The 24859-nt window shown below is 56.3% G+C and carries 20 protein-coding genes and 1 riboswitch; of the genes, 5 read left to right on the top strand and 15 right to left on the bottom strand.

What is annotated here, in order from left to right; translation table 11 throughout:
* Positions 1-12: 12 nt before the first annotated feature.
* The 7 genes from parC to thiC all read right to left on the bottom strand — a co-directional run bounded on the left by parC (position 13) and on the right by thiC (position 9133).
* Entirely contained in the window at positions 13-2262 is a 2250-nt protein-coding gene (gene parC, locus FZE95_RS04310) for a DNA topoisomerase IV subunit A (RefSeq protein WP_150299595.1), read from the bottom strand.
* Positions 2263-2274: 12 nt separating this feature from the next.
* Positions 2275-2793, bottom strand: coding sequence for a retropepsin-like aspartic protease family protein (locus FZE95_RS04305; RefSeq protein ID WP_371923492.1), 519 nt, complete (start codon positions 2791-2793; stop codon positions 2275-2277).
* A gap of 39 nt (positions 2794-2832) precedes the next feature.
* Positions 2833-4728, bottom strand: a complete 1896-nt coding sequence (gene parE / locus FZE95_RS04300) for a DNA topoisomerase IV subunit B (RefSeq protein ID WP_150299594.1) — start codon at positions 4726-4728, stop codon at positions 2833-2835.
* A 465-nt stretch (positions 4729-5193) separates the two neighbouring features.
* Entirely contained in the window at positions 5194-6006 is an 813-nt protein-coding gene (gene cpdA / locus FZE95_RS04290) for a 3',5'-cyclic-AMP phosphodiesterase (RefSeq protein WP_150299592.1), read from the bottom strand.
* A gap of 89 nt (positions 6007-6095) precedes the next feature.
* Positions 6096-6548 (bottom strand): DUF1249 domain-containing protein, encoded by a 453-nt coding sequence (locus FZE95_RS04285; protein ID WP_150299591.1) that lies wholly within the window; start codon positions 6546-6548, stop codon positions 6096-6098.
* Positions 6548-7165 (bottom strand): NUDIX domain-containing protein, encoded by a 618-nt coding sequence (locus FZE95_RS04280; RefSeq protein ID WP_223824958.1) that lies wholly within the window; start codon positions 7163-7165, stop codon positions 6548-6550. Before FZE95_RS04280 ends, FZE95_RS04285 begins: the two co-directional genes overlap by 1 nt.
* An 84-nt stretch (positions 7166-7249) precedes the next feature.
* Entirely contained in the window at positions 7250-9133 is a 1884-nt protein-coding gene (gene thiC / locus FZE95_RS04275) for a phosphomethylpyrimidine synthase ThiC (RefSeq protein WP_150299589.1), read from the bottom strand.
* An 83-nt stretch (positions 9134-9216) separates the two neighbouring features.
* A riboswitch (TPP riboswitch) is annotated at positions 9217-9317 on the bottom strand.
* A 182-nt stretch (positions 9318-9499) separates the two neighbouring features.
* Between thiC and FZE95_RS04270 the strand changes: the two genes are divergently transcribed.
* The gene (locus FZE95_RS04270; protein WP_150299588.1) at positions 9500-10945 is read left to right on the top strand and encodes a TolC family outer membrane protein; all 1446 of its coding nucleotides are present in this window, start codon (positions 9500-9502) and stop codon (positions 10943-10945) included.
* 165 nt (positions 10946-11110) lie between these two features.
* Here the strand turns inward: FZE95_RS04270 and waaA are convergent, their stop codons facing one another.
* A complete protein-coding gene (waaA, locus tag FZE95_RS04265) occupies positions 11111-12376 on the bottom strand; it encodes a lipid IV(A) 3-deoxy-D-manno-octulosonic acid transferase (protein WP_150299587.1) in 1266 nt (421 codons plus the stop codon).
* 100 nt (positions 12377-12476) lie between these two features.
* Here waaA and FZE95_RS04260 point away from each other — a divergent pair, with 100 nt between their 5' ends.
* The 3 genes from FZE95_RS04260 to FZE95_RS04250 are packed head-to-tail and all read left to right on the top strand — an operon-like array spanning position 12477 to position 15351.
* A complete protein-coding gene (locus tag FZE95_RS04260) occupies positions 12477-13652 on the top strand; it encodes an FAD-dependent oxidoreductase (RefSeq protein ID WP_150299586.1) in 1176 nt (391 codons plus the stop codon).
* Positions 13649-14461 carry an aldo/keto reductase gene (locus FZE95_RS04255; protein WP_150299585.1) on the top strand — a complete coding sequence of 271 codons (813 nt, stop codon included), beginning with the start codon at positions 13649-13651 and terminating at the stop codon, positions 14459-14461. Before FZE95_RS04260 ends, FZE95_RS04255 begins: the two co-directional genes overlap by 4 nt.
* A gap of 14 nt (positions 14462-14475) precedes the next feature.
* Entirely contained in the window at positions 14476-15351 is an 876-nt protein-coding gene (locus tag FZE95_RS04250) for a metal ABC transporter ATPase (RefSeq protein WP_150299584.1), read from the top strand.
* 11 nt (positions 15352-15362) lie between these two features.
* On the opposite strand, the gene hldE is transcribed toward FZE95_RS04250, so the two are convergent.
* Entirely contained in the window at positions 15363-16793 is a 1431-nt protein-coding gene (gene hldE, locus FZE95_RS04245) for a bifunctional D-glycero-beta-D-manno-heptose-7-phosphate kinase/D-glycero-beta-D-manno-heptose 1-phosphate adenylyltransferase HldE (RefSeq protein WP_150299583.1), read from the bottom strand.
* A 33-nt stretch (positions 16794-16826) separates the two neighbouring features.
* Complete coding sequence (gene msbA, locus FZE95_RS04240; protein ID WP_150299582.1) at positions 16827-18611, bottom strand: lipid A export permease/ATP-binding protein MsbA; 1785 nt, start codon at positions 18609-18611, stop codon at positions 16827-16829.
* 132 nt (positions 18612-18743) lie between these two features.
* On the opposite strand from msbA, the gene FZE95_RS04235 reads away from it, so the two are divergent.
* The gene (locus tag FZE95_RS04235) at positions 18744-19340 is read left to right on the top strand and encodes a protein kinase family protein (RefSeq protein WP_150299581.1); all 597 of its coding nucleotides are present in this window, start codon (positions 18744-18746) and stop codon (positions 19338-19340) included.
* Positions 19341-19699: 359 nt separating this feature from the next.
* Here FZE95_RS04235 and FZE95_RS04230 read toward each other — a convergent pair whose 3' ends face one another.
* The 5 genes from FZE95_RS04230 to FZE95_RS04210 all read right to left on the bottom strand — a co-directional run bounded on the left by FZE95_RS04230 (position 19700) and on the right by FZE95_RS04210 (position 24661).
* The gene (locus tag FZE95_RS04230) at positions 19700-20293 is read right to left on the bottom strand and encodes a hypothetical protein (RefSeq protein WP_150299580.1); all 594 of its coding nucleotides are present in this window, start codon (positions 20291-20293) and stop codon (positions 19700-19702) included.
* A 174-nt stretch (positions 20294-20467) separates the two neighbouring features.
* A complete protein-coding gene (locus FZE95_RS04225) occupies positions 20468-21700 on the bottom strand; it encodes an O-antigen ligase family protein (protein ID WP_150299579.1) in 1233 nt (410 codons plus the stop codon).
* The gene (locus FZE95_RS04220; RefSeq protein ID WP_150299578.1) at positions 21697-22602 is read right to left on the bottom strand and encodes a glycosyltransferase family 2 protein; all 906 of its coding nucleotides are present in this window, start codon (positions 22600-22602) and stop codon (positions 21697-21699) included. The genes FZE95_RS04225 and FZE95_RS04220 overlap by 4 nt, the downstream gene beginning before the upstream one ends.
* A complete protein-coding gene (locus FZE95_RS04215; protein WP_150299577.1) occupies positions 22593-23504 on the bottom strand; it encodes a DUF6625 family protein in 912 nt (303 codons plus the stop codon). The genes FZE95_RS04220 and FZE95_RS04215 overlap by 10 nt, the downstream gene beginning before the upstream one ends.
* A complete protein-coding gene (locus FZE95_RS04210; protein WP_150299576.1) occupies positions 23501-24661 on the bottom strand; it encodes a glycosyltransferase in 1161 nt (386 codons plus the stop codon). The genes FZE95_RS04215 and FZE95_RS04210 overlap by 4 nt, the downstream gene beginning before the upstream one ends.
* Positions 24662-24859 lie beyond the last annotated feature (198 nt).

The following is a 24859-nucleotide window of genomic DNA, read 5'->3' as shown; positions in this document are numbered from 1 at the left end:
ACGGCGACAGGTTTAGCCTACGGCAATAGAATCGATCTTCTGGAACCCGCGCGGCAACTTGTTACCACGCCGTCCGCGTTCACCGCGATAATGTTCCAGATCTGCAGGTTTAAGCGTCAGCGTCCGCTTGCCCGCGACCAGCACCAGATTGGCATTGGCGGACAACACCGTTAACCCGGCAAGAAATTCATCCCGCGACTTAACGCGTGCCGAGGGAATGGACAGGATCCGGTTACCTTTTCCCTTCGCCAGCTGAGGCAGCTCCGCAACCGGGAACACCAACAAGCGCCCTTCATTGGAGACAGCTACCACCGAATCGCTTGCCTGATCAGAGACGAGCACCGGAGCAATCACCTTTCCTCCGGCCGGTACGCTGAGCAGCGCCTTGCCGTTCTTGTTCTTGGCGTGGAGATCTGAGCCCTGTGCCACGAAGCCATAACCAGCATCCGACGCAACAAGATATAGCGCCTGGTCATCAGGCATCAGTACCGCTTCAAATGCTGCGCCTGGCGGCGGACTGAGGCGTCCAGTCAGGGGCTCGCCCTGCCCCCGTGCCGACGGCAAGGTATGCGCTGCCACCGAGTAACTTCGCCCGGTGGAATCGATAAACACTGCAGGCTGATTAGACCTGCCTGCTGCCTGGGCGAGGAAGTTGTCACCCGAACGATAGGACAGCGCCGGGCCGTCTACTTCGTGGCCCTTGGCGCAGCGCACCCAGCCTTTTTCGGACAGCACCACTGTTACAGGTTCGGCGGGCACCAGTTCGGTTTCGGATAGCGCGCGGGCTTCGCGGCGCTCGATCAGCGGCGAACGACGGTCATCCCCATAGGTCTCGGCATCGGCAATCAATTCATCGCGGACTTTGTTGCGCAGGCGCTTCTCGCTACCCAGCAGCTTCTGTAGCTGGTCACGTTCAGCAGCCAACGCATCCTGTTCGCCGCGGATCTTCATCTCCTCGAGGCGCGCCAACTGGCGCAACCGGGTATCCAGAATATAGTCAGCCTGGAGCTCGCTGAGGCCAAAGCGGGCCATTAATTCGGCGCGTGGCTGATCTTCGGTGCGAATGATGTGAATGACTTCGTCCAGGTTGAGAAACGCAACCAGCAAGCCGTCCAACAAATGCAGTCGATTGAGAACCTTGTCCAGGCGGTACTGCAGACGACGACGCACCGTAGTGATCCGGAAACCCAACCATTCGCTGATCATGCTGCGCAGGTCTTTGACAGCGGGTCGGCCATCGGTCCCGATCACATTCATGTTGACCCGATAGCTGTGCTCCAGGTCAGTAGTGGCGAACAGGTGTTGCATCAGCTCTTCGGCATCCACGCGATTGGAACGCGGCACAATGACGATACGGGTCGGATTCTCGTGATCAGATTCATCGCGCAGGTCCGCGACCATTGGCAGTTTTTTCGCCTGCATTTGCGCGGCGATCTGCTCAAGAATTCGCGAACCTGACACCTGGTGCGGCAGCGAAGTGACGACTATGTCGGTATCTTCACGCTCCCAGACCGCGCGGGCACGTACGGAGCCGCGGCCGGTGGAGTAGAGTTTGGCCAGCTCGCTACGCGGCGTGATGATTTCCGCCTCGGTCGGGTAGTCAGGCCCCTGGACATGTTCCATCAGCTCATCGACGCCAGCGCCCGGTTCATCCAACAAACGTACGCAGGCAGCGGCCACTTCGCGCAAGTTGTGCGGCGGAATATCCGTCGCCATACCCACGGCGATGCCTGTCGTGCCGTTCAATAACAGGTTGGGCAAGCGCGCAGGCAGGACCATGGGTTCTTCCATGGTGCCGTCGAAATTGGGTTGCCAGTCTACCGTGCCCTGCCCCAGCTCAGTCAGCAGCACTTCGCTGTAGCGAGCCAGGCGTGCTTCGGTGTAACGCATCGCCGCAAAGGACTTGGGGTCGTCCGGCGCGCCCCAGTTGCCCTGCCCATCCACTAAAGGGTAGCGATAGGAAAACGGCTGGGCCATCAGAACCATCGCCTCGTAGCACGCGGAATCACCGTGGGGATGATACTTACCCAGCACATCACCGACCGTCCTTGCCGATTTCTTGTGCTTGGACGTGGCAGAGAGTCCCAGCTCGCTCATTGCATAAACGATGCGGCGCTGTACCGGCTTCAGGCCGTCACCAATGTTCGGCAGGGCCCGGTCCATGATCACGTACATCGAGTAATTGAGGTACGCCTCCTCGGTAAACGACGACAGTGCACGGCGTTCCACGCCTTCCATGCTCAGATCCAGGCTGTCACTCATACTCACCCTCTATTAGCGGTTCTGCCGCAAAATCAGTTGTCCGCCCTGCTGGCTGAAATCCAGCTGCCGCAGAGCGCTCATACCCAGTAGAATCTCGTCACCCGACATGCCGGGAACGATGCCGGCGGCGACATCCCGCAGGCGGATATCGCCCAGCGCAAGGCTTTCAATATTTGTGCTGTAACTCTCAGCCAAACCGTTCGCGGTATTGACCATGACCGGTCGGCCACGCGCCAGGCCAAGCTCGTCAGCCACCTGCGCTGGTATGGCAACAAAGGTCGCGCCAGTATCGAGCAGGAAGGTAACGTCCACCCCATTTATCTGCCCGCCAACCAGATAGTGACCTTGCCGGTTGCTATCCAGGCGCACCTCAACCACGGATTCCGTATGAAGCGACTCCGGCTGCTGGTTGGGGTTGCGTTGACGCTCTTCGATACCGGCGAACCAGTTGGCCGCCAAGGCTAAACCGGCAATCCAGGCCAGCACCAGCATGGCGGTACCGAAGCGACGGGAAGAAGGCTTTTCAGCCACAGCCAAATCTCTGTCCCATCCAAAGAGCGGCTGCTCGAATCAAAGCAGCACCTCGGCCAGATTCCCTTTGCTCTCGAGCCAGCTCTTGCGATCCGGTGAGCGCTTCTTGGCCAGAAGCATGTCCATCAGCGCTTCGGTCTGCGGCATATCGTCGATGGTTAACTGGACCAGCCGACGCGTATCCGGCGCCATGGTGGTTTCACGCAGCTGCAGGGGGTTCATTTCGCCGAGCCCCTTGAAGCGCGTGACCTGGATCTTGCCGCGCTTACCTTCTGCCTCGATTCGGTCGAGGATGCCCTGCTTTTCCGCATCATCGAGGGCGTAGAAAAGCTCTTTGCCGACATCCACCCGGTACAGTGGCGGCATCGCCACAAAAACATGACCGGCTTCGACCAGGGGCTGGAAGTGTTTGACGAACAAGGCGCACAACAAGGTGGCGATATGCAGACCATCGGAGTCCGCGTCGGCCAGGATGCAAATCTTGCCATAGCGCAGTTGCGCCAGATCCGGCGAGCCCGGATCAACGCCGATCGCCACCGCGATGTCATGTACTTCCTGCGAACCCAGCACCTGACCGGGATCGACCTCCCAGGTATTCAGGATCTTGCCTCGTAGCGGCATCACCGCCTGAAATTCCTTGTCACGCGCCTGCTTGGCGCTGCCACCGGCCGAGTCGCCCTCTACCAGGAACAGCTCGGCCCGGCGGGGATCCTGTCCCGCACAATCAGCCAGTTTGCCCGGTAACGCCGGGCCCTGGGTAATCCGCTTGCGCTCGATCTTCTTGCCAGCCTTTAAGCGTCGGCTGGCGTGATTGATGGCCATTTCGGCCAACTGCTGGCCAATATCGGCATGCTGGTTCAGCCACAGGCTGAAGGCATCCTTGATCACACCTGACACAAAAGCGGCCGACTCACGGGACGACAGCCGCTCCTTGGTCTGCCCGGAGAATTGCGGATCACCCATCTTCAGGGACAGCACGTAACTGACCCGCTCCCACACGTCCTCGGGCGCCAGCTTGACGCCCCGCGGCAGCAGATTGCGGAATTCGCAGAACTCCCGGACCGCCTCGAGTACTCCGGTGCGCAGCCCGTTGACGTGGGTCCCGCCCTGGGCCGTGGGGATCAGGTTGACGTAGCTTTCCTGTACCAGTTCGCCGCCTTCAGGTAGCCAGAACATGGCCCATTCCACCGCCTCCTGACGCGAGGATAAATTGCCGGTGAAAGGCTCCTCCGGCAATCGCGGCCACTGGAGACAGGAATCGACCAGATAATCGCGCAGCCCATCTTCGTAGTACCAGGAAGTCTGCTCCCTGGACTGATGATCGTCGAAATCCACCTTCAGGCCCGGACAGAGAACCGCCTTGGCCTTGAGCAAGTGTTTCAGCCGACTGATGCTGTACTTCGGCGTATCGAAATAGCCAGGATTGGCCCAGAACTTGACCGAGGTACCGGTATTGCGCTTGCCGACGCTGCCGACTACTTCAAGCTCGCTGACCTTTTCGCCATTTTCGAAGGCGATCGCATATTCCTGGCCATCCCGTTTCACCCGCGCCTCAACCCGCAGCGAGAGCGCATTGACCACCGATATTCCCACCCCGTGCAGACCGCCGGAGAACTGATAATTCTTGCTGGAGAACTTCCCGCCGGCATGCAGACGCGTCAGGATCAGCTCAACCCCGGATACGCCCTCTTCCGCGTGCATGTCTACCGGCATGCCTCGACCGTCATCGGTCACTTCGAGTGCATTGTCTTCATACAGAATGACGCTGATGGTCCGCGCATGGCCGGCGAGCGCCTCGTCAACGCTGTTATCGATAACTTCCTGGGCGAGGTGGTTTGGGCGCGTGGTGTCGGTGTACATGCCCGGTCGACGTCGTACCGGATCAAGGCCGCTGAGTACTTCAAGTGCGTCGGCGTTATAAGTCGATTGCGACATAGACGGTCTGGCTATCCTTGACAAGTATGCAGGCCCGGCGACCGCCTGTATCGAACAGGCACAGGCGACAATGACCGGGCGGCATCGATTGGAAACTGCATGCATAGTATCCGCCCGGGGGACGACGTGCCAATGCCTGTTACCCTAGGGTCTGTTGCCGTTTCATCGCGAGCCGCGTTGCTGTGTCAAATGGCGCCAGGCAAGGCGCGGGACGCAGGTAATGGTTGTTCCCTTGCCAAGTCCTGCAACGCCGCATGGCGTCATTTGACGCGCAACCCGAAGGGACGGGGCCCGTTTGCCGCAGCACTGCGTTACTCGTCGCTCATTTGGAACAACCAAACTTCACTCCTCGCGCCTTGTTCTGCACCAAACGGGCCTCCGTCGCGGCCGCGATGAAACGGCAACAGACCCTAGCGGGCCGGCGGGCACTTAAGCACTAGCCGAACGGCGCTATCGGAAGGTGAATCAGTAACCACTCGCGCCCGGATCGGCTACGAAGAGGCCGTCAGGCAAGCGCGACACCTGTGTCTCGATTGAGCCATCATCATACAGCCGCAGCCAGCGGTATCCGGGCGACTGCGTATCAGTAGCGAAATCTGCGCTGTGTGCGTCAAACTGGATGCATGTCGACGGCGTGGCGAGCAAGCGGACATTCCCACGCATCAAGTCCAGATGCTGGTGAATATGGCCCCACAACAGGGCCCGAACACTGCCGCTGTCATCAATGCATTGCAGCAGCCGGTCGGCGTTCTGCAACCCCAGGGGGTTCATCCAGTCACTCTGGATATCCACTGGGTGGTGGTGGAGACTCACCAGCAGGTGACGCCCGCCTGCGGTGGCCAGGGCGCGATCAAGTCTATCCAGTTGTTGCTCGTCAAGGTGGCCTGGCACAGCCCCGGGAATACTTGAATCCAGCAGCACGATGCGCCAACTGGAAAGATCAACCCATTCGGCGTTGAATCCGGACTCATCACCGAGAGTACGCATTAACTGCGCGTCATCATGGTTCCCCGGCAGCCAGCGACATTCGGCGGGCAAGCCTTTGACAGCATCCATGAACCGCTGATATCCGCCTTCAGAGCCGTCCTGAGTGATATCGCCAGTAGCGAGTACAAGATCCATCTGATCGACTTCATCAAGCACTTGATCAATAACCGCATTGAGGCTGGCGAACGTATCGAGACCAAGCAGCCTGGCGCTATGGTCGGCAAACAAATGACTGTCCGTAAGCTGAACGATACTGACGTATCCAGCTTCGGTTGTAATGACTGGCGGCATCGACGGCCTGCTCCTGATCCCTTTCCCAAGGGAAATGATGACAATTCCCAGGCAACTAATCCAGTGACTGGTTCACAGCCGAACTGTTCTCAGCGGTCCAGCGCCACCGGCTGCGCGCTCTGGCCGAAGCGCTGGCAATGACCCAACCATTCGCCGAGGAAGCGGTTAAGCTGGGATTTTTCGTCCGGCTGGAGCATTTGCTCGTTGGGATAGGGATACACGCCCATGAAGCGGCGGCGATTATACGCAGCCACTACCTCAGCCATGCTCGCGTCGTGGTAAAGGCGGATCTCCATGCGCGGCGGAGCAAGCCAGTCGTGACTGCGCTCATACACCAGTTGCAACATGGTTGTGTAGCGACAGCGTTCAAGTACGCGCATGACCAGAGCCTGATCGGGGCCATCGCCGGCATCGATCACAATCCGCTGCTCATCCTGCACGGCCATCGCCGGCATCAGCTTGTTCAGGCGCAGATAATTCTCTTCGCAGATTGCCTGCAACTGGGAAAGATCAATGTGGTAGCGCGATCTCAGGGCGACCATCAAGGCTGCGTCCCCGCTGCTTGTTGAAGGCGTTCAGCATGTAGTTCGAGCCATTGTAGTCCGATGATGCTCGCGGCGTTATCAATTCGTCCGTCCTCAACGGCGGCAAGCGCCTGAGCACGGGGCCAGACACTGACGCGGATGTCCTCGCCCTCTTCTTCCAGACCATGAATGCCACCGGCACCCCGACTATCTACCGTCGCGCAGTACAGATAAACCTTTTCGTCGCTGCCCCCCGGTGACGGGAAATAGCGGGTGATTGGCACAAGATCGAGCAGCTCCAGGCCTGCTTCTTCCTTTGCTTCACGATGAGCCACTTCTTCGGGCGATTCGTCCTTGTCGATGAGCCCGGCCACCAGCTCCAGCAGCCAGGGGTGATCGGTTTTCTCCAGCGCGCCGATACGCACCTGCTCGATCAATACCACCGAGTCGAGCCAGGGGTCATAAGGCAGCACACAGACGGCATCGTGTCGTACGAACAGCTCACGGCGCAGATTTGGCCCCCAGCCGCCGCGAAACAGACGATGCCGTACAGTCAGAATATCCAGCCGATAGAATCCCTCGAAACCGGATTCTCGGCTGACTATCTCGACATCGTCGCGGGTAAAAGTCTTCAATATCATCCCCAAAGGCGTTGCGGTTTATTCAGCGTCAACAGACCCTAGCTAAACTCGCATACCTTCAGGCCGTACGGCAATACTTCAGACCTTCTGGTACAGCTGCGAGCCGGTGGAGCGAAACTCCTGCGACTTGGCTTTCATGCCATCCTCCATCGCCGAATCGATCACCTCTATACGCTGCGCCGCCGCGTAATCCCTGACTTCCTGGGTGATCTTCATGGAGCAGAATTTCGGGCCGCACATGGAGCAGAAATGCGCCACTTTGGCCGAGTCCTTGGGCAGGGTTTCATCGTGATACAGACGGGCGGTATCCGGATCAAGCCCGAGATTGAACTGATCTTCCCAGCGAAATTCGAAACGCGCCTTGCTCAGAGCGTTATCGCGAATTTGCGCACCGGGGTGCCCCTTGGCCAGATCCGCTGCGTGCGCTGCAATCTTGTAAGTGATGATGCCGGTTTTCACGTCATCACGGTTGGGCAGACCAAGATGCTCCTTGGGTGTCACATAACACAGCATCGCGCAGCCGAACCAGCCGATCATCGCCGCGCCAATGCCTGAGGTGATGTGATCGTAGCCCGGGGCGATATCCGTGGTCAGCGGGCCGAGTGTATAGAAGGGCGCCTCGTCACAGCATTCGAGCTGTTTATCCATATTTTCCTTGATCAGGTGCATCGGCACATGCCCGGGTCCCTCGATCATCACCTGCACGTCATGCTGCCAGGCCAGCCTGGTCAGTTCACCAAGCGTTTCGAGCTCACCGAACTGCGCTTCATCATTCGCATCGGCGATCGAACCCGGCCGCAAACCATCGCCCAGCGAGAAGGACACATCATAGGCCTTCATGATTTCGCAGATGTCTTCGAAATGGGTATAGAGGAAGCTCTCTTTATGGTGCGCCAGGCACCATTTGGCCATGATGGACCCGCCACGGCTGACGATTCCGGTAACCCGCTTCGCCGTCATGGGAACATAACGCAGCAGCACGCCAGCATGGATGGTGAAATAATCCACACCTTGCTCTGCCTGCTCGATCAGGGTGTCACGGAAGATCTCCCAGGTAAGATCCTCAGCCACACCGTTCACTTTTTCCAGGGCCTGATAGATCGGCACGGTGCCAATCGGCACCGGCGAATTGCGGATGATCCATTCCCGGGTTTCGTGGATATTCTTGCCCGTGGACAGATCCATCACCGTATCCGAGCCCCAGCGGATGCCCCAGGTCATCTTCTCCACTTCTTCATCAATGGATGAACCCAGCGCCGAGTTGCCGATATTGCCGTTGATCTTCACCAGGAAGTTGCGGCCGATGATCATCGGCTCCAGTTCCGGGTGGTTGATATTGGCCGGGATCACCGCGCGCCCCCGGGCGACTTCTTCGCGTACGAACTCAGCGGTAATCTGCTTCGGAATCGCCGCGCCAAAACTCTGCCCGGGATGCTGCTGATCAAGCAGACCGGCATCACGCGCTTCCTGCAGCTTCATGTTCTCGCGTATCGCGATGTATTCCATTTCAGGGGTGATGATGCCTCGACGGGCATAGTGCATTTGCGAGACGTTACACCCAGCCTTGGCGCGACGTGGGGTACGCACATGGGCAAAGCGCATGCTGTCCAGCGACGGATCGGCCAGCCGCGCCTGCCCGAATTCGGAAGTCAGGCCTGGCAATACCTCGGTATCGCCACGCTCATCAATCCAGTTGCCTCGCACATCGGCCAGACCGGAACGCAGATCGATCGCCACGTCGGGGTCGCTATAAGGGCCGGAGGTGTCATATACCAATACCGGTGCATTTTTCTCCCCGCCCAGCTCGGTCGCTGTGTCCGCCAGGCTGATTTCCCGCATGGGCACGCGGATGTCCGGGCGTGAGCCGGTGACATAGATCTTGCGGGAGTTCGGGAAAGGCCGGGTGGCTGCGCCATCGACTCCAGAATCGGTGATGGCGTTGTCAGATAATTTGCTATTCATTATTGTGCTCCACTGCGTTGAAAACGCGCAGGGAACCGGAGCGGTAGGCTCATCCGGACGATTGCCGTCCAGCACGAAGCAACAGAATGCCGCATCTCGATTCCTACGCCGGTATTAACCGGTTCAGGTTCAACGGGTGTTATCTCAGCCAACTGCAACGCAGAAGGCACCCCGTCAAGATGAGCCGACAGCATAGAGTCGCGAGCGAAATGCTGCAAGGAATCGGACGTTTAACTGCTTTCCTTATTTAGCGAAAGGGTGGCGTTCAGTGGGCGCAGCATCTGCCCCGCCTCGCTTCGTCCTTGACCAGCGCCCATGCGCTCATTAGCCTTGGCGGATTATTCTATCCATGCGAAGGAAGTCTGCATGCTCCGCCCCCTTTATGTCGCTGTTCTGATGGTGGGTCTATCATCCGGCCAGGCATTGGCCAAAACGGATTTATTGACTATCTACCGGGAGGCTGTAACTAACAGCGCCGATCTGGCTGCAGCCGAAGCGGACACCTTGGCCCGTCAGGAAGCCCTACCCCAGGCGCGAGCACTGTTGTTGCCCAACATCGGCGCAGCAGCCGGCACGGCTCGCGAACGTCTCGAGATCGAGGGCGTGGGCAGCGACCGTTATTCCACCCACTATTATCAAGCAAGTCTGACCCAGCCATTGTTTCGCGCTGAAAGCTGGTTCAATTACCAGGCGGCAAAATCGTTGAGCGAGCAGGCCCGGGTGGAGTTTTCCGCAACGCAGCAGGACCTGATTCTCGAGGTAGCCGTTGCCTACTTCAACGTTCTGCGGGCCTCGGACAATCTCGCATCAGCCCGGTCCGAGGAAGCGGCCTTCGAGCGTCAGCTGGAGCAGGCACGGGAACGATTTGAAGTGGGTCTATCTGCACGCACCGATGTACTCGAAGCGCTTGCCGGGTTCGATACTGCGCGCGCCGCCCGGCTCAGCGCACAAACCAATCTGGATATCAGCTTTCAGGTCCTGACGCGCCTCACTGGCCATCAATATGAAGAGCTGATCGGCATCAGTCACGATCTACCTATCCTGCCGCCAACGCCTGGCAACCTGCAGCAATGGGTAGATACCGCTGCGGTGCAGAATCTGGAGTTGCAGGCTTCGCGACTGGCTATCGATAGCGCAGCAGAAACCCTGCGCAGCAGTCGCGCTGGTTATGCGCCCACTGTGGATGCCTTTGTTCGACATAGCAGTAATTTTGGCGGCCGCGCCTCGGCCAGCAGCACGACGGGGCGCACCGGCAGCACCGATACAGATACGACGTCGATAGGCGTGGAGCTCAGTCTGCCACTATTCACCGGCGGAGGCACCAGCTCCCGTGTGCGGGAATCCAACTATCGCCTGACCCAGGCTGAACGCCTGAGTGAAGCGCAGCTGCGCCGTGTCGTTGAGAGCACACGCAACCTGTTCCGCACCGTCACGTCCAGCGTTGAGGAAGTAGAAGCGCGGCGCCAGGCGATCATATCCGCCAACGCTGCCCTGGACGCGACCCAGACTGGCTACGAAGTCGGCACGCGTAATGTCGTCGACGTCCTGGAAGCACAACGCAACCTGTACCGCGCGGTACGTGACTACAACGACGTGCGTTACAACTACATCATCGACAACCTGGACCTGAAGCAGGCTGCCGGCACCCTCAGCCCGCAGGATCTCAGAGAGCTGTCTCGCTGGCTCAACCCCGACTACGACCCGAATCGCGACTTCATCCCGCCTTTCACTGATGAGGAAGTCGAGCGCATGTCAATGGGAGGTCAGCCGCCCGAGTCCTCCGACCAGTCGCGGATGCGCCGCAGCTTCTAACTGCTTGATTGGTTGGGCGCGACATTGCTGCAAACTATAAGCAGCGCAGATAGCATCACGAACCATTCCCCCTTAAGGGGGGGGTTAGGGGGATTTGGTTTTCAGCGAGCCCAGCCCATTGCTGAAGCTTGAGCTAAATAGCTCAGCCCATGGCCGAGCAGTCTGTTACCGCTTCTCGATGAATCCTGCTATACCGTCGAGTAGCCGGGCCAGGGCGCCCTGGTTTTCCAACACCACGTTCTGTCCTGCACCACCTGCCTTGTTGCGCTCGGCAGGATCCGCCAGATAACAGCAAACCCGTTCAGCTAGCTGTTCCGCATTCTGCACGATTGCCAGCGCTCCAGCCTTCTCCAACAAATCACTGACCTCAGCGAAGTTGAACCGGTGTGGGCCGGATAACACCGGCAAACCCAGCGCCGCGGGTTCCAGGTAGTTGTGCCCGCCATTGGGTACCAGCGATCCGCCGACAAAGGCGACATCTGCGCACCCAAAAAACTGCATCAACTCACCCATTGTGTCGCCCAGAAACACCTGATCCTGCAATGACGGCATACTTCCAGCGCTGCGCCGTACCGCCTGTAACCCCGAATCGCCAATCAGCCGCGCGACGCTATCAAAGCGCTCGGGATGCCGCGGAACCAGAATCAACAGAGCCTGCGGATGTTGGCGCAGTATGCTTTGGTGCGCTGCAAGGATCTGTTCATCCTCTCCGGCATGGGTGCTGGCTGCAATCCACACCGGCCGCCCGCTCCAATCAGCGCGCCACTGCGCAGCCTGCGCCTGCTTGCCCGGATCGGGTTCCAAATCAAACTTGATGCTACCGGTAACGCTCATTGCCTGCTCTGGTACGCCCAGCGCTGCGAACCGTCGTGCTTCGACCTGGCTTTGCACCGCCACCCAATCCAGCGATGCGAACATCGGCCGAGCCAGCGCTATGACCCGTTGGTAGCCACGGGCTGAGCGCTCGGACAAACGCGCATTGGCAAGGACCACCGGCACGCCGGCGGACCTGCAGCCAGCAACCAGGTTCGGCCACAACTCGGTCTCCATGATGATGCAGACGCGAGGCGCAAGCCGCCTGATAAAGCGGCGCTGCAACCATGGCAAGTCGTACGGTAGATAAGTATGCCCTACCGTGTCGCCGAACAGCTTGCGAATCTGTGCTGAGCCGGTGGGCGTCATGCAGGTGACGGTCATCGGTAATTCCGGATAACGCTGCATCAATTCCTTGACCATGGGAGCTGATGCGATCGATTCACCGACTGAAACAGCATGAACCCAGATACCACCGGGCCGGATATCACCTTTCAGGGCAAAACGTTCATGCCAACGCCGGGCATAGGCAGGCGCACGCCAGGCTCGATATAGCAGCCGGCCCAGTATGACTGGCAACAGCAGCGTGAAAACAAGACTGTAAATCAGGCGAACCATGACAATGTCCCTATTCGAAATGCGGCATAGAGTAGCAGATGTGACCCGAGGCACCGGCAGTGTCTATACTAGGAACCTTTTTAGGACACCTGCGAAATTTATGAGCACAACCCTGGAAACCGACATCTGCATCCTCGGCGGTGGCATCGCCGGTTTATGGTTGAATGCTCGGCTGCAGCAGCTCGGATACAGCACCCTTTTGATCGAGCGAGGCGCCCTGGGAGGCGGCCAAAGCAGTAAGTCGCAGGGCATCATTCATGGCGGCACCAAGTACGCGTTGCACGGAAAACTGAGCCTGGCCGCAGAAGCCATCGGCGGCATGCCTGAACGCTGGCGAGCCTGTCTGGACGGCTCGGGGGAACTGGATTTGACTGGCGTCAGGCTGCTATCCGCGCATCATTACCTGTGGTCTCCGGGCAGTCTCATCAGCAATATGGCGGGCTTTTTTGCCAGCAAGGCGCTACGCGGCCGGGTCGATACGGTCAAAGGTGCCGAGCGCCCCGAGATATTCGATAACCCTTCTTTCAAGGGCAAGGTATATCGATTGGCCGAACTGGTGCTCGATGTTCCCGATGCCATTCGCCGTCTCGCAGAGCTATCAGGCGACAGTCTGGTAGTCGACGCCTCACCGCATGTGGAACGCAGGCCGGAGGGCAGCATTGAAGGCATCGCCATACATGATCACCTGATCAAAGCGCAGCGTTATGTACTGACCGCCGGAGAAGGCAACGAAGGCTTGCTGAACAGCTGGGGCGTTGATCAGCCAGCCATGCAACGACGTCCGCTACACATGGTGCTGATCAAGGGAGCCAACCTGCCGGCTCTCTATGCGCACTGTCTGGGCAGCAGTCCAAAGCCGCGGGTCACCATAACCACACACCCCTGCGCCGACGGGCAATGGTGCTGGTACCTCGGCGGCGAGCTGGCTGAACAGGGCGTTGGCCTCGCGCCTGATGAGCTGATCGCCAAAGCCAGGAACGAACTGGCAGACCTGCTGCCCTGGGTCGACCTGAGTCAGACGCGCTGGACAACCCTGCCAATCAATCGTGCCGAGCCCGCACAGAGCGGACTGGTGCGCCCGGATACTGCCTATATGCAGGCGGTGCATAACGTTCTGGTGTGCTGGCCCACGAAATTGGCGCTAACGCCCAACCTGAGTGACCAGATGCTGGCCGAACTCGAACGCCAGGCGATTGGCCCGACCATTCCACAATCTGATGCCAAGCTTCCTCGACCTCATGTAGCCACACCGGTGTGGGATATCTGCTTTCCATGAATACCTTGCACAGCCACCACAGACAGCTTGGCAGCACAGGGATAACGGTGTCCCCTTTGGGGCTGGGTACGGTCAAGTTCGGCCGCGATCAAGGGGTCAAATACCCCAGCGCCTTTGACTTGCCCAGCGACGCCCAGGCGCTCGATCTGCTCGCCCTGGCGCGCGAGCTTGGTATCAACCTGATCGATACGGCGCCTGCCTATGGCAGCAGTGAAGTCCGCCTGGGCACGCTGCTCGCAGGCCAACGCCAGGATTGGATTGTCTGCACCAAAGTCGGCGAAGAATTCACTGACGGCGTTTCCAGTTTTGATTTCAGCGCTGCACATACCCGTCATTCCATAGAGCGCTCACTCAAACGGCTCAAAACCGACTACCTTGATCTGGTGCTCGTGCACTCGGATGGCAATGATCTCGATGTGTTATCCCAGGGTATCTACGCCGAACTTGAAGCCTGTCAGCGTGACGGGTTAATCAGAGCGTTCGGCTTCTCCGGCAAGACAGTCGAGGGCGGAATCAAGGCCCTGGAGCGTGGTGACTGTGCAATGGTTACCTTTAATGCCAACGAACAAAGCGAACGCCCGGTTCTCGACTATGCTCAGAAGCATGGCAAGGGCATCCTGATTAAAAAGGCCCTGGCCAGTGGCCATTTGTGTTTGGCGGGCGATGACCCGGTTACCGCTGGGTTACGGCTGATTTTCGAACATCCCGCTGTTGCTGCTGCGATCATCGGCACCATCAACCCGGAGCACCTGAAACAGAACGTCGCGGCCGCAGCCACCGTACTGGATTCAATCCGCAGCCAACGCTAACCCCGGTACGCCAGATGCCTCGGATCATCGCACGAAAAAACCCGGTGGTATTCAAAACCCAGGCACTTCGGGTCCAAGCAAGTCCTGAAACGCTTCGGTATACGCCGGTGGGCAGTCCGCTAAGCTTTACCCAGATGCAAGCGCTGCGTGTCCCGATAACCATCGATGACCCGCACCAGTTCGATATAACAGTCGCCAATCTCGGCGTATCGGTCGATCTGACGTTTGAATGGCAAGGGCGGAATTTCAAGTTACTGGTTCGCCAGGAGCGGCCTGACCATGGTGATGAGGTGCTCAAGCTCATTTCCGGCTACGTGCCCGCTCACGAATTAAGGGTGCCGCTACTGACGGCGATGACTGAAATTGCCGAAGAGCTGTTGTTCGAAGGTCCGCGCGGCTGGCTCCAGGGGCGTTATCAGCAAACCTGGCTGCCAACACCCTATGCGAGCGACCTGCCAGTCGATACCAATCTCGCGTTCGATCTCACTCCTGACCGCGGACATACGCGCCCCGTTTGTTGCGGCAACCAGCCGCTGCTCGAACGGCCACGCGCCTATATCCACCTGCCCAGCAACTCATTGCAACTGGTTTACTCGATGCGGCTGACGCTACCCGAGGGATGCGACAAGCTTACAGCTCTGCATGCAGACGAGGTGCTAGACAGCCAAAGCGGCGAACTGCGAGCCCACCTGGATTACGAGCTACCCGATCTATATTTATGCGAACTGAGGAACGGTAGGCTACCAGGTCAGATTTACATGCTGAAGAAAGGCGTTCTGGTCGCTGAGAAACCCGGTCAGCTTCAGCTGAGTGAAGCGATGGCCGAGCAAGTTGGCTGGGTGATTGAAGCGGAGCGTTCAGCCTGGCCGGAGGGTTTGGCCAGGCTGTAGCTGAAAGCTCTTCAGCTATCAGATTTTTCGCGTATACGCTCAACAATGGCGGTGGTAGAGCAGCTTTCGACAAAATTCAGCACACGAACGTCTCCACCATACGCCTGGACAATGGGTGCGCCTACGACCTGATCTACGCTGTAATCGCCGCCTTTGACCAACACATCTGGCTTGATCTGCTTCAGCAGCTCCTCCGGCGTGTCGTCTGCGAAACACGTCACCCAATCGACTGCGCCTAACCCCGCCAACACGGCCATGCGTCGATCCACAGCATTGATGGGACGGCCTGGCCCCTTGAGGCGGGTGACTGAGGCGTCATCATTGATGGCCACAACCAGCCGGTCGCCCAGGCTCCGGGCTTCCTCAAGGTAGCCTACGTGTCCGGCATGAATGATGTCGAAGCAGCCATTGGTGAACACGATCCGTTCGCCATGCGCGCGGGCATCTTCGATTGCTACCAGCAATTGTTCGATACCCAATACGCCGCGCTCACTGCCCTGCTCGCGCTGAACCGCGCGGCGCAATTCAGGCGCGCTGATGGCTGCAGTACCCAACTTGCCAATGACAATGCCGGCGGCCAGGTTGGACAGCGCGACCGCATGCGGCAACGACTCACCAGCGGCCAACGCCGTGGCAAGTGTCGAGATAACCGTGTCACCCGCGCCTGTCACATCGAAGACTTCACGCGCCCGGGCGGGCAGATGCAGAGGTGGCTGCCCCTTGCTCAACAACGTCATGCCTTGTTCGCTGCGGGTTACCAGCATGGCGTCCAGCTCGAGCTGCTCGATCAGAGCCATGCCCTTGTCCACCAGCTCCTGCTCGCTGACGCAATGGCCGACGACTGCCTCGAACTCGGACAGGTTTGGTGTAATCAGCGTCGCGCCCCGATAGATAGAAAAATCCGCCCCTTTGGGGTCAGCCAATACCGGAATGTTCTTTGCGCGAGCGAGGGCAATCAACTCTTGATGATTGACCAGCGCACCCTTGCCATAATCCGACAGCACCATGACCTTGGCCTTGTCGAGCAACCCGCGGACCGACTCGAGAATTGCCGCGCCGTCGGTTGGAAAAGATTCTTCAAAATCCAGCCGAATCAATTGCTGATGACGGCTCAGCACGCGCAACTTGGTTATCGTCGGGCTCGACGCATGCGCCTGGAAATCACAATAGACTCCAGCTGCGTTCAAGGTCTGCCGGAGACTCACCGCCGCTTCATCTTCGCCGGTCACGCCGACGAGCCAGGCGGGCGCACCCAATGCTGCGATGTTCAGCGCCACGTTACCTGCACCACCAGGCCGGTCCTCGATCTGATCAACCTTGACCACCGGAACCGGGGCCTCTGGCGAGATCCGGTGGGTTGGCCCATGCCAATATCGATCAAGCATCACATCGCCTACCACCAGCACCGGCGCGGAATCAAAACGTGGCATGGTCAACTTCATAAAAATTCCCGTTCAGTCAGGCCTGAGGCCGTGTTAAGTGCGAGGTGCGTCGTCCTGGAATTGCATGCTGTGCAGCCGCGCATAATAGCCGTTCTGGGCCAGCAGTTCAGCATGGCTGCCGCGCTCGACTATCTTGCCCTGATCCATCACCAGGATGATATCGGCCTTCTCGATAGTGGATAGCCTATGTGCAATAACGAGCGTCGTGCGCCCCTGGATCACGTGGTCCAGCGCGCTCTGAATGTGCCGTTCAGACTCCGTATCCAGTGCCGAGGTCGCCTCGTCCAGAATCAATAAAGGCGCGTTCTTCAACAGTGCGCGAGCTATCGCCAGGCGCTGGCGCTGACCACCCGACAAAAGCACGCCGTTTTCCCCAACCATGGTGTCGAGACCATTCGGCAGCTTGTCGATAAACTCCTTGGCATAGGCTGCTTGGGCAGCGCGCTCGATATCTTCACGAGGCGCCCCAGCCAGATCGCCGTAAGCAATGTTGTTGGCGATGGTGTCGTTAAACAACGTTACGTGCTGGGTGACCAGAGCGATATGCCGACGCAGATTACGCAAGCGGTATTTGGACACCTCGACCCCATCGATCAGAATCTGGCCACGGCTATGCTGATAAAAACGTGGAATCAGACTGATCAGGGTCGACTTACCACTGCCGGAACGGCCAACCAGCGCGACCATCTGACCGGGCTCAACAGCGAAGTTGATATCTTCCAATACAGCCTTGTCCGTTTCCGGGTAGCTGAAAAACAGATCCTGCACCTCAACCTGACCGCTGACCCGCTCCGACTCGTAAGTACCCGTATCAACCTCCGGCTCTTCATCGAGTTGCTCGAAGATACTTTCCGCCGCCGCAATACCCTTCTGGATATTGGCGCTGACTTCGGACAGCTGCCGTACAGGTTTGGGAAGCATACCGGCTGCCGTGATGTAGGCAACCAGATCGCCAGCAGTGGCATCGCCGCGCAGCAGCAGCACCAGGAACATAACAAACGCCATTGAACCGTAAGTGACCAACTGCAGGCTGGGAGTAAATACCGCGCCCGTGCGCGTCATTTTCAGGCCTCGCTCACGATTCGCTTCACTGGCCTTGTGAAATCGCTCGGTTTCATACTGCTCGCCACCGAAACTTCGCACTACTCTATAGCCGGTAATGGTCTCAGACGTCACATGGGTAACGTCACCCATCGCCGTCTGGATTTTTTTGCTCTGCTTGCGAAATTTCTTGCTGGTGCTCGACACCATCACGCCAATGACCGGCAGAATCCCCATCAACACCAGCGTGAGCTGCCAGTTCATCCACAGCAGATAACCAAACAGGAATATCACCGTCAGCCCTTCCCGGAACACAACCTTGATGGCATCCGTCGCCGCGCCGGTAACCATGGTCACGTTGAATGTCACCCGTGACACCAAGTGCCCCGAGTTATGGTTGTCAAAATAACGGTTGGGCAAGGTCAAAAAATTATTGAACAGGGCCGTCCGCAGGTCATGCACGATACCCAGGGACACCTTTGCGATGTAGTAATTACCCAGAAAAGAGCCCACGCCCTGATAGAGCGCGACCAGAACAATGAACAGAGGAAAGCCCCAGATCAGGGGGTAGCCGAGAAATTCACCACTGGATCCTGCAGTGAGACCATCAACGAAATATTTCAACATCCACGCCATCGCCGGCTGGCTTGAAGCGAAGATCATGAACCCCAGAATGCTGACAGCAAAGGGGATCCAGTATGGCTTGACGTAGCCCAGCAAACGGAGATAAATCCTCACGCTGGAGCGGGTGAAGCTTTCGTTCTGAGAATCCGACATAGACGCTTCGCAGTAATGAGTCAGGGCCGGAGTTTATCACAGCACAGGCCACCACTCCGCCCCGCCCTAAAGGAGACGGATGAGTCCCCTGGCTCGATACTGTAAACTGCTCTTTTATCTTGGGAAGGCAGCATGCAACCACTGGATTTGGCACAGTATGAAAGCTGGCGCGCAAACGCAGAAGTCCTAGAAAAGGACCGGTACGGCGAAAAGGTGCTGCGCTTGGCGGACGGGACGTTTCTCAAGCTTTTTCGCCGCAAAAGCTGGTTTTCCAAAACAGCCTTCTATCCGCCAGCAAAACGCTTCGCGGACAACGCGACCGAGCTTCAACGCCTGAACGTCCCCTGTCCCCGGGTACTACAGCTGTATAGGCTGGACAACCCATACCGCTCAGTGGTGCACTACGAACCACTTCCAGGACTCACCCTGCGTCAGCTACTCAAGCTGACGCAGCCCCCAGGGCAGCCCGAGCTGTTCGCGCGGCTGGCTGAGTTCATAACCCATCTGCACGAGCTCGGGGTATATTTCCGCTCGTTACACATGGGAAACATCGTACTAACCCCTGAAGACCAGTTCGGACTGATCGACATTTCCGACATGCGCTGCCTGGGCCGACCTCTATCACAGCAGATGCGCGCCAGAAATTATCGGCACTTGATGCGATATGAAGAAGATTGGGCCATGGCGAGCTCGGGAGTTAAAGCTTTATTCGCGGCCGGCAATGCATAATCACTCGCAAGTACGATCACCAGCGAAGCTTCATCTTCCCAACCGATAATAAGCAGGGCATCATTCAAGAATCCTACGAAGTAATCAGAAAATACAGTAGTTTCACGTTCACTTGTCCATTTGCACGCTGCGATCGCACAAAACCGGTTGCCCCCCCCCGGCGCCTCGAAGCCCAATGACTCAGCACCGCCCACAAAGCGTCTCCGCTAACAGACTCCTGAACCTTGTGAACAATACCAATAGGCGGCCAACAGACTAATTCTCGCTTGAAAATGTCCAGGGATGGGTTTGTCGCCAACATGTCATTTGAAAAGCCGTTCCAGATTTAATGAGCTACCTTGCGCTTTCGGACATGATATTTAATCCACCAGATCCGGATGACGTTCAAAATGTGGATATCTATTAAAAAACTCAGCACTTCCCACATTATAGAGCTCGTCACGAATACGCTGCCACTCCACGTGTCGCCCGCGAACACGTACAGGAATAGCTTTAAGCCCTATCACCTTGGCCATGTTCAGTCTATGGTTCCCTCCAGACGTGAAAACAAACTCGCCATCCTTGTTAATATAAACATATATCGGCGTTATATTCACATTGCCGCGTGCGGATTTAACTCCTTCCACGACCAGCCGATGGTAGAGAGTGTCATGCTGCCTTTTATACAAATCAACTAGCTCATCCAAGCTATAGCAACCTTGTACCTTTACCTTCCTCATTAATTGCATATTATAATCTGTGAAAAGTGAGGTCTCCTCCCACTCCATCCCGTTAACGAAACGCTCACGAAAACCCGTCAACTTCAAACTTTCGTGAGAAAGGGGTTTGACATGCTCCCAAAACTCGCCATCAATGACAGTATTGACTGTTCTGTATATTCTTTTGTACTCTGGGTTCTGCCTAGATAATCTACGATCATCTATGGAAAGTTTGATTTCGTCGATGGAAATCAACAGCTCTTTCCTGGGGTCGCCCGGGTTTTTGTAGATAGCTTTATAAAGCAAATATCTGGACCGAGCCTGCAAACGCGAAAAAAATCGCTTCCTATATCTCTGGAACTGTCTTCCTATGATCACTGTTGCTATCCCTTTTCTTTCAGTGCACGGCAGGATGGAGATTTTTAAATATTAGCTTTCCCATGCCTTTTCAGCCCCTCCTCGCACCGAGACGAAGACAGCGAGGGCTAACCCAATGGGAAACCATGAAAAAAACCAATCCGGACGAGGGGCTGTCCATAAACTGTTCCCATCAAACATTAACGCTACAGTGCAGAACAAGATTATTTTCAGTAGAGCGGATCCACAACGAGTTTCCCTATGCTGCCAACCAGCCTTCACACAGCAGCCCCATATCCAAAGCCAGATAGCGAGTCCAACCAGGCCGAGCTCAAGCCCTATATGAAGAAAAAGGTTGTGGCTGTGAGGAATAATCAACCCACCGATAAGAACGTCGTACTCCCCTCCCAGACCAAGCCCCCCGGCAGGACGCGCGAGAATCATGCGGATGCTTTCTACAAAGATATCCGGCCGGTACGACATGCCTCTCTGCAGAACGATTGATTCGAACTGCCAAAACCCGATACCGGCGCAAACTATCATAACCACCGCCCCTATCCAAACGATGGCCCCGCCCCGCAATATTGCATATCCGAGCTGTGCACTCAACAATGCGACCCACAACCCCCGACTTTGGGTCATTACGATAAAAGCAAGCAGTACAATAAGACCAACGATCCACCCGACTCTAGCGACTAAAGAAGTCGGAGGTAAAGATAACAACCAGAGAAAAGCTATGGCTATCAGGTAGCCTCCTATAATGGGATGCTCCAACAACCCTACTCCCTCGAGTCTGCTGGTCAGAGGCATATCTCTTATGCCGTAGAACAAGACAAGTGAAACCAGTGCAGCACCAGCCAAGCCTATTCCGGCCACACTCAATATCACGGCCAATCGATTGATATTGTCCCTCGCTACAAATGCCAGCCCGGCGAGGAAGAGCACTACATAAAACAACCGCTTGAGCTCCCGGAACGGATCGACGTTCTCCGCCCACAGAACGCTTATTCCGGACCACGCAAAAAGTAGCACAAGCCCAACGATTAGCGGCTTCGCATCGGAAAAAACTGTGCGGAAAGCTTCTCGCTCACGAAAGCTGATGATCAAGGCAGGAAGCCAGAACAACAGAATCAGGAGTTGATTATAAGGCTTGCTGGAGGGCACTAGTGCCACGCCTACCAAGAACCAAATCACACCCAGAGACAACCAACCTCGCAACATACCGTCAAGATCAAATTCAGGCCTCCATGGCGAAAATGTTCTAAAACGGTCCCCCAGGGACGAACTTTCCTCTTTAAAAATCAAGTCCTTTTCTCCGACTTAAACAGAAGATACCTCACTCGTTTCAACGTTTTGACATCCCACTGTTTAAACGGTATTTGTCTCAGAAGTGACCACGCAAACGATTTGTCGTCAGTCACAGCGAATCGCATAGCTTTCACCAACAGCCGAGCCTTCGCCGATTCATAACCAGGATAAGACTTATATAACTCTATTAGTTTTAGCCCATACTCAAGCTCTGATCTATACTGAGATGACAAGCTGCCATGATGTTTACGATAAAGAGTTATTGTGTCGGGCAACACATCTACACGATAACCTGCGTGCGCGACCTTCAAGGTCATCTGAAAATCCTGGACCTTTATGTCAGGATCATACCCTCCAACAAGGGTCAATGCCTCCCGCCTGTACATAGCCAAGTTACCACCAACAACTAGCGCACATGCCAGCGCCGCTTCAAAATCGTATGAAGAAACCCCCTTATCCTTAATTTTATTGGCTAGAAGATTCCCTTTTTCATCGATTCTGGCGGCTCTGCCTCCCAGACAACCTACAGAAGGATTATTTTTTAGATAGGCAACCTGCAAACCCAGCCGTCCCGGCACCATCAAGTCATCGGCATCAAATGTCGCGATGAACTCGCCATTGGCACGCGCTAGGCCAGCATTTAATGCTGCACTTACCCCTGCGTTTTCCTGGCTTATAACCTCTACGTTGCGAACGAGGCTTTCTTTTCCATAAACACGAACCGCCTCATTTATGACTTCAAAACTATTATCGGTTGACCCGTCATCTACTACGACAAGCTCAAAATTCGGATAGTCCTGTTGCAAAATACTTGCGATGGCGTCACCGACATAACGAGCGTAGTTGAAGCACGGAACAAGAACGGATACCAGTGGGCACGGTGGAAGGTTCAACTGCATTCTTTCGCCTCTTCCAGAGGCCTCCAGCCGGCGGCAGTAATCTGCCACTTTTTGTTTTCAATTAGTCCAGCAGGGCCCAATAGTTTCACTTTTGAATTATGCGCCCAATCATTTTTTTTCCATGCAAGGAAGTGAAGATACGGAAACTCTCTTCCTCTTATAAGGCTGTTCGTTAGCGTCCCGTCAAGCCAGCACCAGGCATCGGGCAATTCCCGACGGCCGTTCTCTAGAATAGTAAAAGTGCTATGAGCTTCAATGAATTCGCTGCGCACATACCACTTATTGAAACGTGCAGCGAAAAGGCGGAGTGACTCGGGCCAGTTCTTATGTCGGATGAAAAGCCTGCTAAATGCGCCTTCGTCCAGCGCCTGATGCTCAGTGTCACTGAAGCGTTCCCGCCATTTTGGTATAAGGCGATAGGCCTCGCGCATCACACGATTGTTTCTGACAATACACAAATGTCCGGAAACCCGTCTTGCATGGGTAGAAAAAAGATCCTTAGTTTGCAAGCGCTCAGGAGTGAAATACTTCCTGAGATTCCCGTAGATAACGTCTATATCGCCAAAGGCCCAGAAATCGTAGCCTTCGATAGCCTCCTCGTGGATGTGTCCTAAGGCGGGCTTTATATCGCAAAGCTTGTATGGATTATCGGGGCGAAATTCTATACCTAGGCGTTCACTAACGTACTGGCAATAGCTAGCGTAGGAAGTGTGCACGAATTGTACGTTGGCGGGCGAGTCCAATGGACTGCCGCAATCCGTAAAAAAAAGCCAGTTTATCGTCGGATTATAACGACAGCTTTCCAGGAAAAAAGGAAACCAAAACGGCCACTCCCCGAAATAGGGGATAACGAAGCAGATGCTCGGCTCGCCAGCTGATCTACAGAGTGAGTTATCACTCATATCTTGAACAAAAAGCGCTTGTTGATTATGGAGGAGAATCGTCGCTTGGCGGCATCGTCTGAAAAATGAGACACCAGAAGAGCTCCGCTCCTTTCTGCGCAAACATTAGAATCTTTGTTCAACTCATATTCCCTAAGCAAGCATTCACTCAACTTCGTTGCGTCGGCGAATGGAAAGATTTGCCCATAACCCTCAACCACTTCCTGCGCGCCGCCACTGTCTGCACAAATGATAGGGGTATTAGCAGCCATGGCCTCAAGCAGTACCATCCCAAATGGCTCGTGATCAGAGGTGAGCGCAAAAACGTCGAATGCCTTGAAATAGCGACGCGCATTGGGGACTTGCCCTAATAACAAGACCGCCTCTTCTACGCAGAGATCTTCGGCCAGGCTTCTAAGATCAGCTTCGAGCTTACCAGTGCCGATGATCACCAAGAGAGCATTATCAGGAAGCTCCGAACGCGCCTTGGCAAAACCACGTATCAGAGTCGCCTGATCTTTATCAGGATGGAGGCGCCCAACATTGGCGATAACCCAGGCCGAGTCAGGCAGATCTAGATGACGCCTTGCGGCCTCGCGAGAAAGCAGCTGAGCACGGACTGCAGCAATGTCGATCCGGTTATAGAGCGTTTCAACCCGGCTGAAATCTTTTGTACCGAGGCTATCCATAACGTCATCGCGAACCGCATCAGAGACACAAAGTAGAAGTAGTCGCCGCCCGAACACATTAGCCAATAATTGCCGCGATCTTCTTCGGTATACCCCGAAGGCGTGCTGGATACCTATCACAGGCAATGATGTACCCAAAAGCGCAACGTACGTTGGCTTGAAGCGATGAGCTATACATAGCTCGTACTCATTGGCTGCCACCAATTTTCTGACGGCGTTGATTGCGCCCAGCTTAAGTCCTCTGAGTTGCCGACTAGAATAGTTCAGGAACACCACCTCATCGGAAGCGGAACCTCGCCGGACATCGTCGCTAGCAGAGCCGGTCAAATATACCGTACAGACCTTGTATTCGGTGCCCTTGAACAAGGCAGCATACTGCCTCGCACAATCCATAAAGGGCCCGTCATACCCATGACACAATTGCAAAACCCACCGTGGCTTTCGGTCAGCAACTGAGTCATAACTATCCCCCGAATCGCCGGCGATCATGCAAGCCTCCGTTGCTGGTATGACTTCACTGACGCCACCTGCCGGACGCAAGGAGTCGACCATGAGCCTCCAGGACCGTTGCTGCCCAGAAAAGACTCATCGTAACGTGAATTAGCTAGGAAAAAACTAAGGGCGCCGACCAGTCGCACAATGCTCGAAATCACAACGTTGCCCTTGAAAAAAGGGCGAGTATATCCT

The organism is Pseudomonas profundi (assembly GCF_008638305.1).
GTDB classification, from domain to species: domain Bacteria; phylum Pseudomonadota; class Gammaproteobacteria; order Pseudomonadales; family Pseudomonadaceae; genus Halopseudomonas; species Halopseudomonas profundi.
This window is presented reverse-complemented; position numbering and strand designations above follow the sequence as displayed.

Coding starts and splice junctions, on each gene's coding strand:
- FZE95_RS04215 (WP_150299577.1), bottom strand. CDS start 23,504: ATGAGTGATAACTCACTCTGTAGATCAGCTGGCGAGCCGAGCATCTGC.
- parC (WP_150299595.1), bottom strand. CDS start 2,262: ATGAGTGACAGCCTGGATCTGAGCATGGAAGGCGTGGAACGCCGTGCA.
- FZE95_RS04285 (WP_150299591.1), bottom strand. CDS start 6,548: ATGGTCGCCCTGAGATCGCGCTACCACATTGATCTTTCCCAGTTGCAG.
- parE (WP_150299594.1), bottom strand. CDS start 4,728: ATGTCGCAATCGACTTATAACGCCGACGCACTTGAAGTACTCAGCGGC.
- thiC (WP_150299589.1), bottom strand. CDS start 9,133: ATGAATAGCAAATTATCTGACAACGCCATCACCGATTCTGGAGTCGAT.
- FZE95_RS04270 (WP_150299588.1), top strand. CDS start 9,500: ATGCTCCGCCCCCTTTATGTCGCTGTTCTGATGGTGGGTCTATCATCC.
- FZE95_RS04235 (WP_150299581.1), top strand. CDS start 18,744: ATGCAACCACTGGATTTGGCACAGTATGAAAGCTGGCGCGCAAACGCA.
- FZE95_RS04220 (WP_150299578.1), bottom strand. CDS start 22,602: ATGCAGTTGAACCTTCCACCGTGCCCACTGGTATCCGTTCTTGTTCCG.
- FZE95_RS04255 (WP_150299585.1), top strand. CDS start 13,649: ATGAATACCTTGCACAGCCACCACAGACAGCTTGGCAGCACAGGGATA.
- hldE (WP_150299583.1), bottom strand. CDS start 16,793: ATGAAGTTGACCATGCCACGTTTTGATTCCGCGCCGGTGCTGGTGGTA.
- FZE95_RS04260 (WP_150299586.1), top strand. CDS start 12,477: ATGAGCACAACCCTGGAAACCGACATCTGCATCCTCGGCGGTGGCATC.
- FZE95_RS04210 (WP_150299576.1), bottom strand. CDS start 24,661: ATGATCGCCGGCGATTCGGGGGATAGTTATGACTCAGTTGCTGACCGA.
- msbA (WP_150299582.1), bottom strand. CDS start 18,611: ATGTCGGATTCTCAGAACGAAAGCTTCACCCGCTCCAGCGTGAGGATT.
- cpdA (WP_150299592.1), bottom strand. CDS start 6,006: ATGCCGCCAGTCATTACAACCGAAGCTGGATACGTCAGTATCGTTCAG.
- waaA (WP_150299587.1), bottom strand. CDS start 12,376: ATGGTTCGCCTGATTTACAGTCTTGTTTTCACGCTGCTGTTGCCAGTC.
- FZE95_RS04250 (WP_150299584.1), top strand. CDS start 14,476: ATGCCTCGGATCATCGCACGAAAAAACCCGGTGGTATTCAAAACCCAG.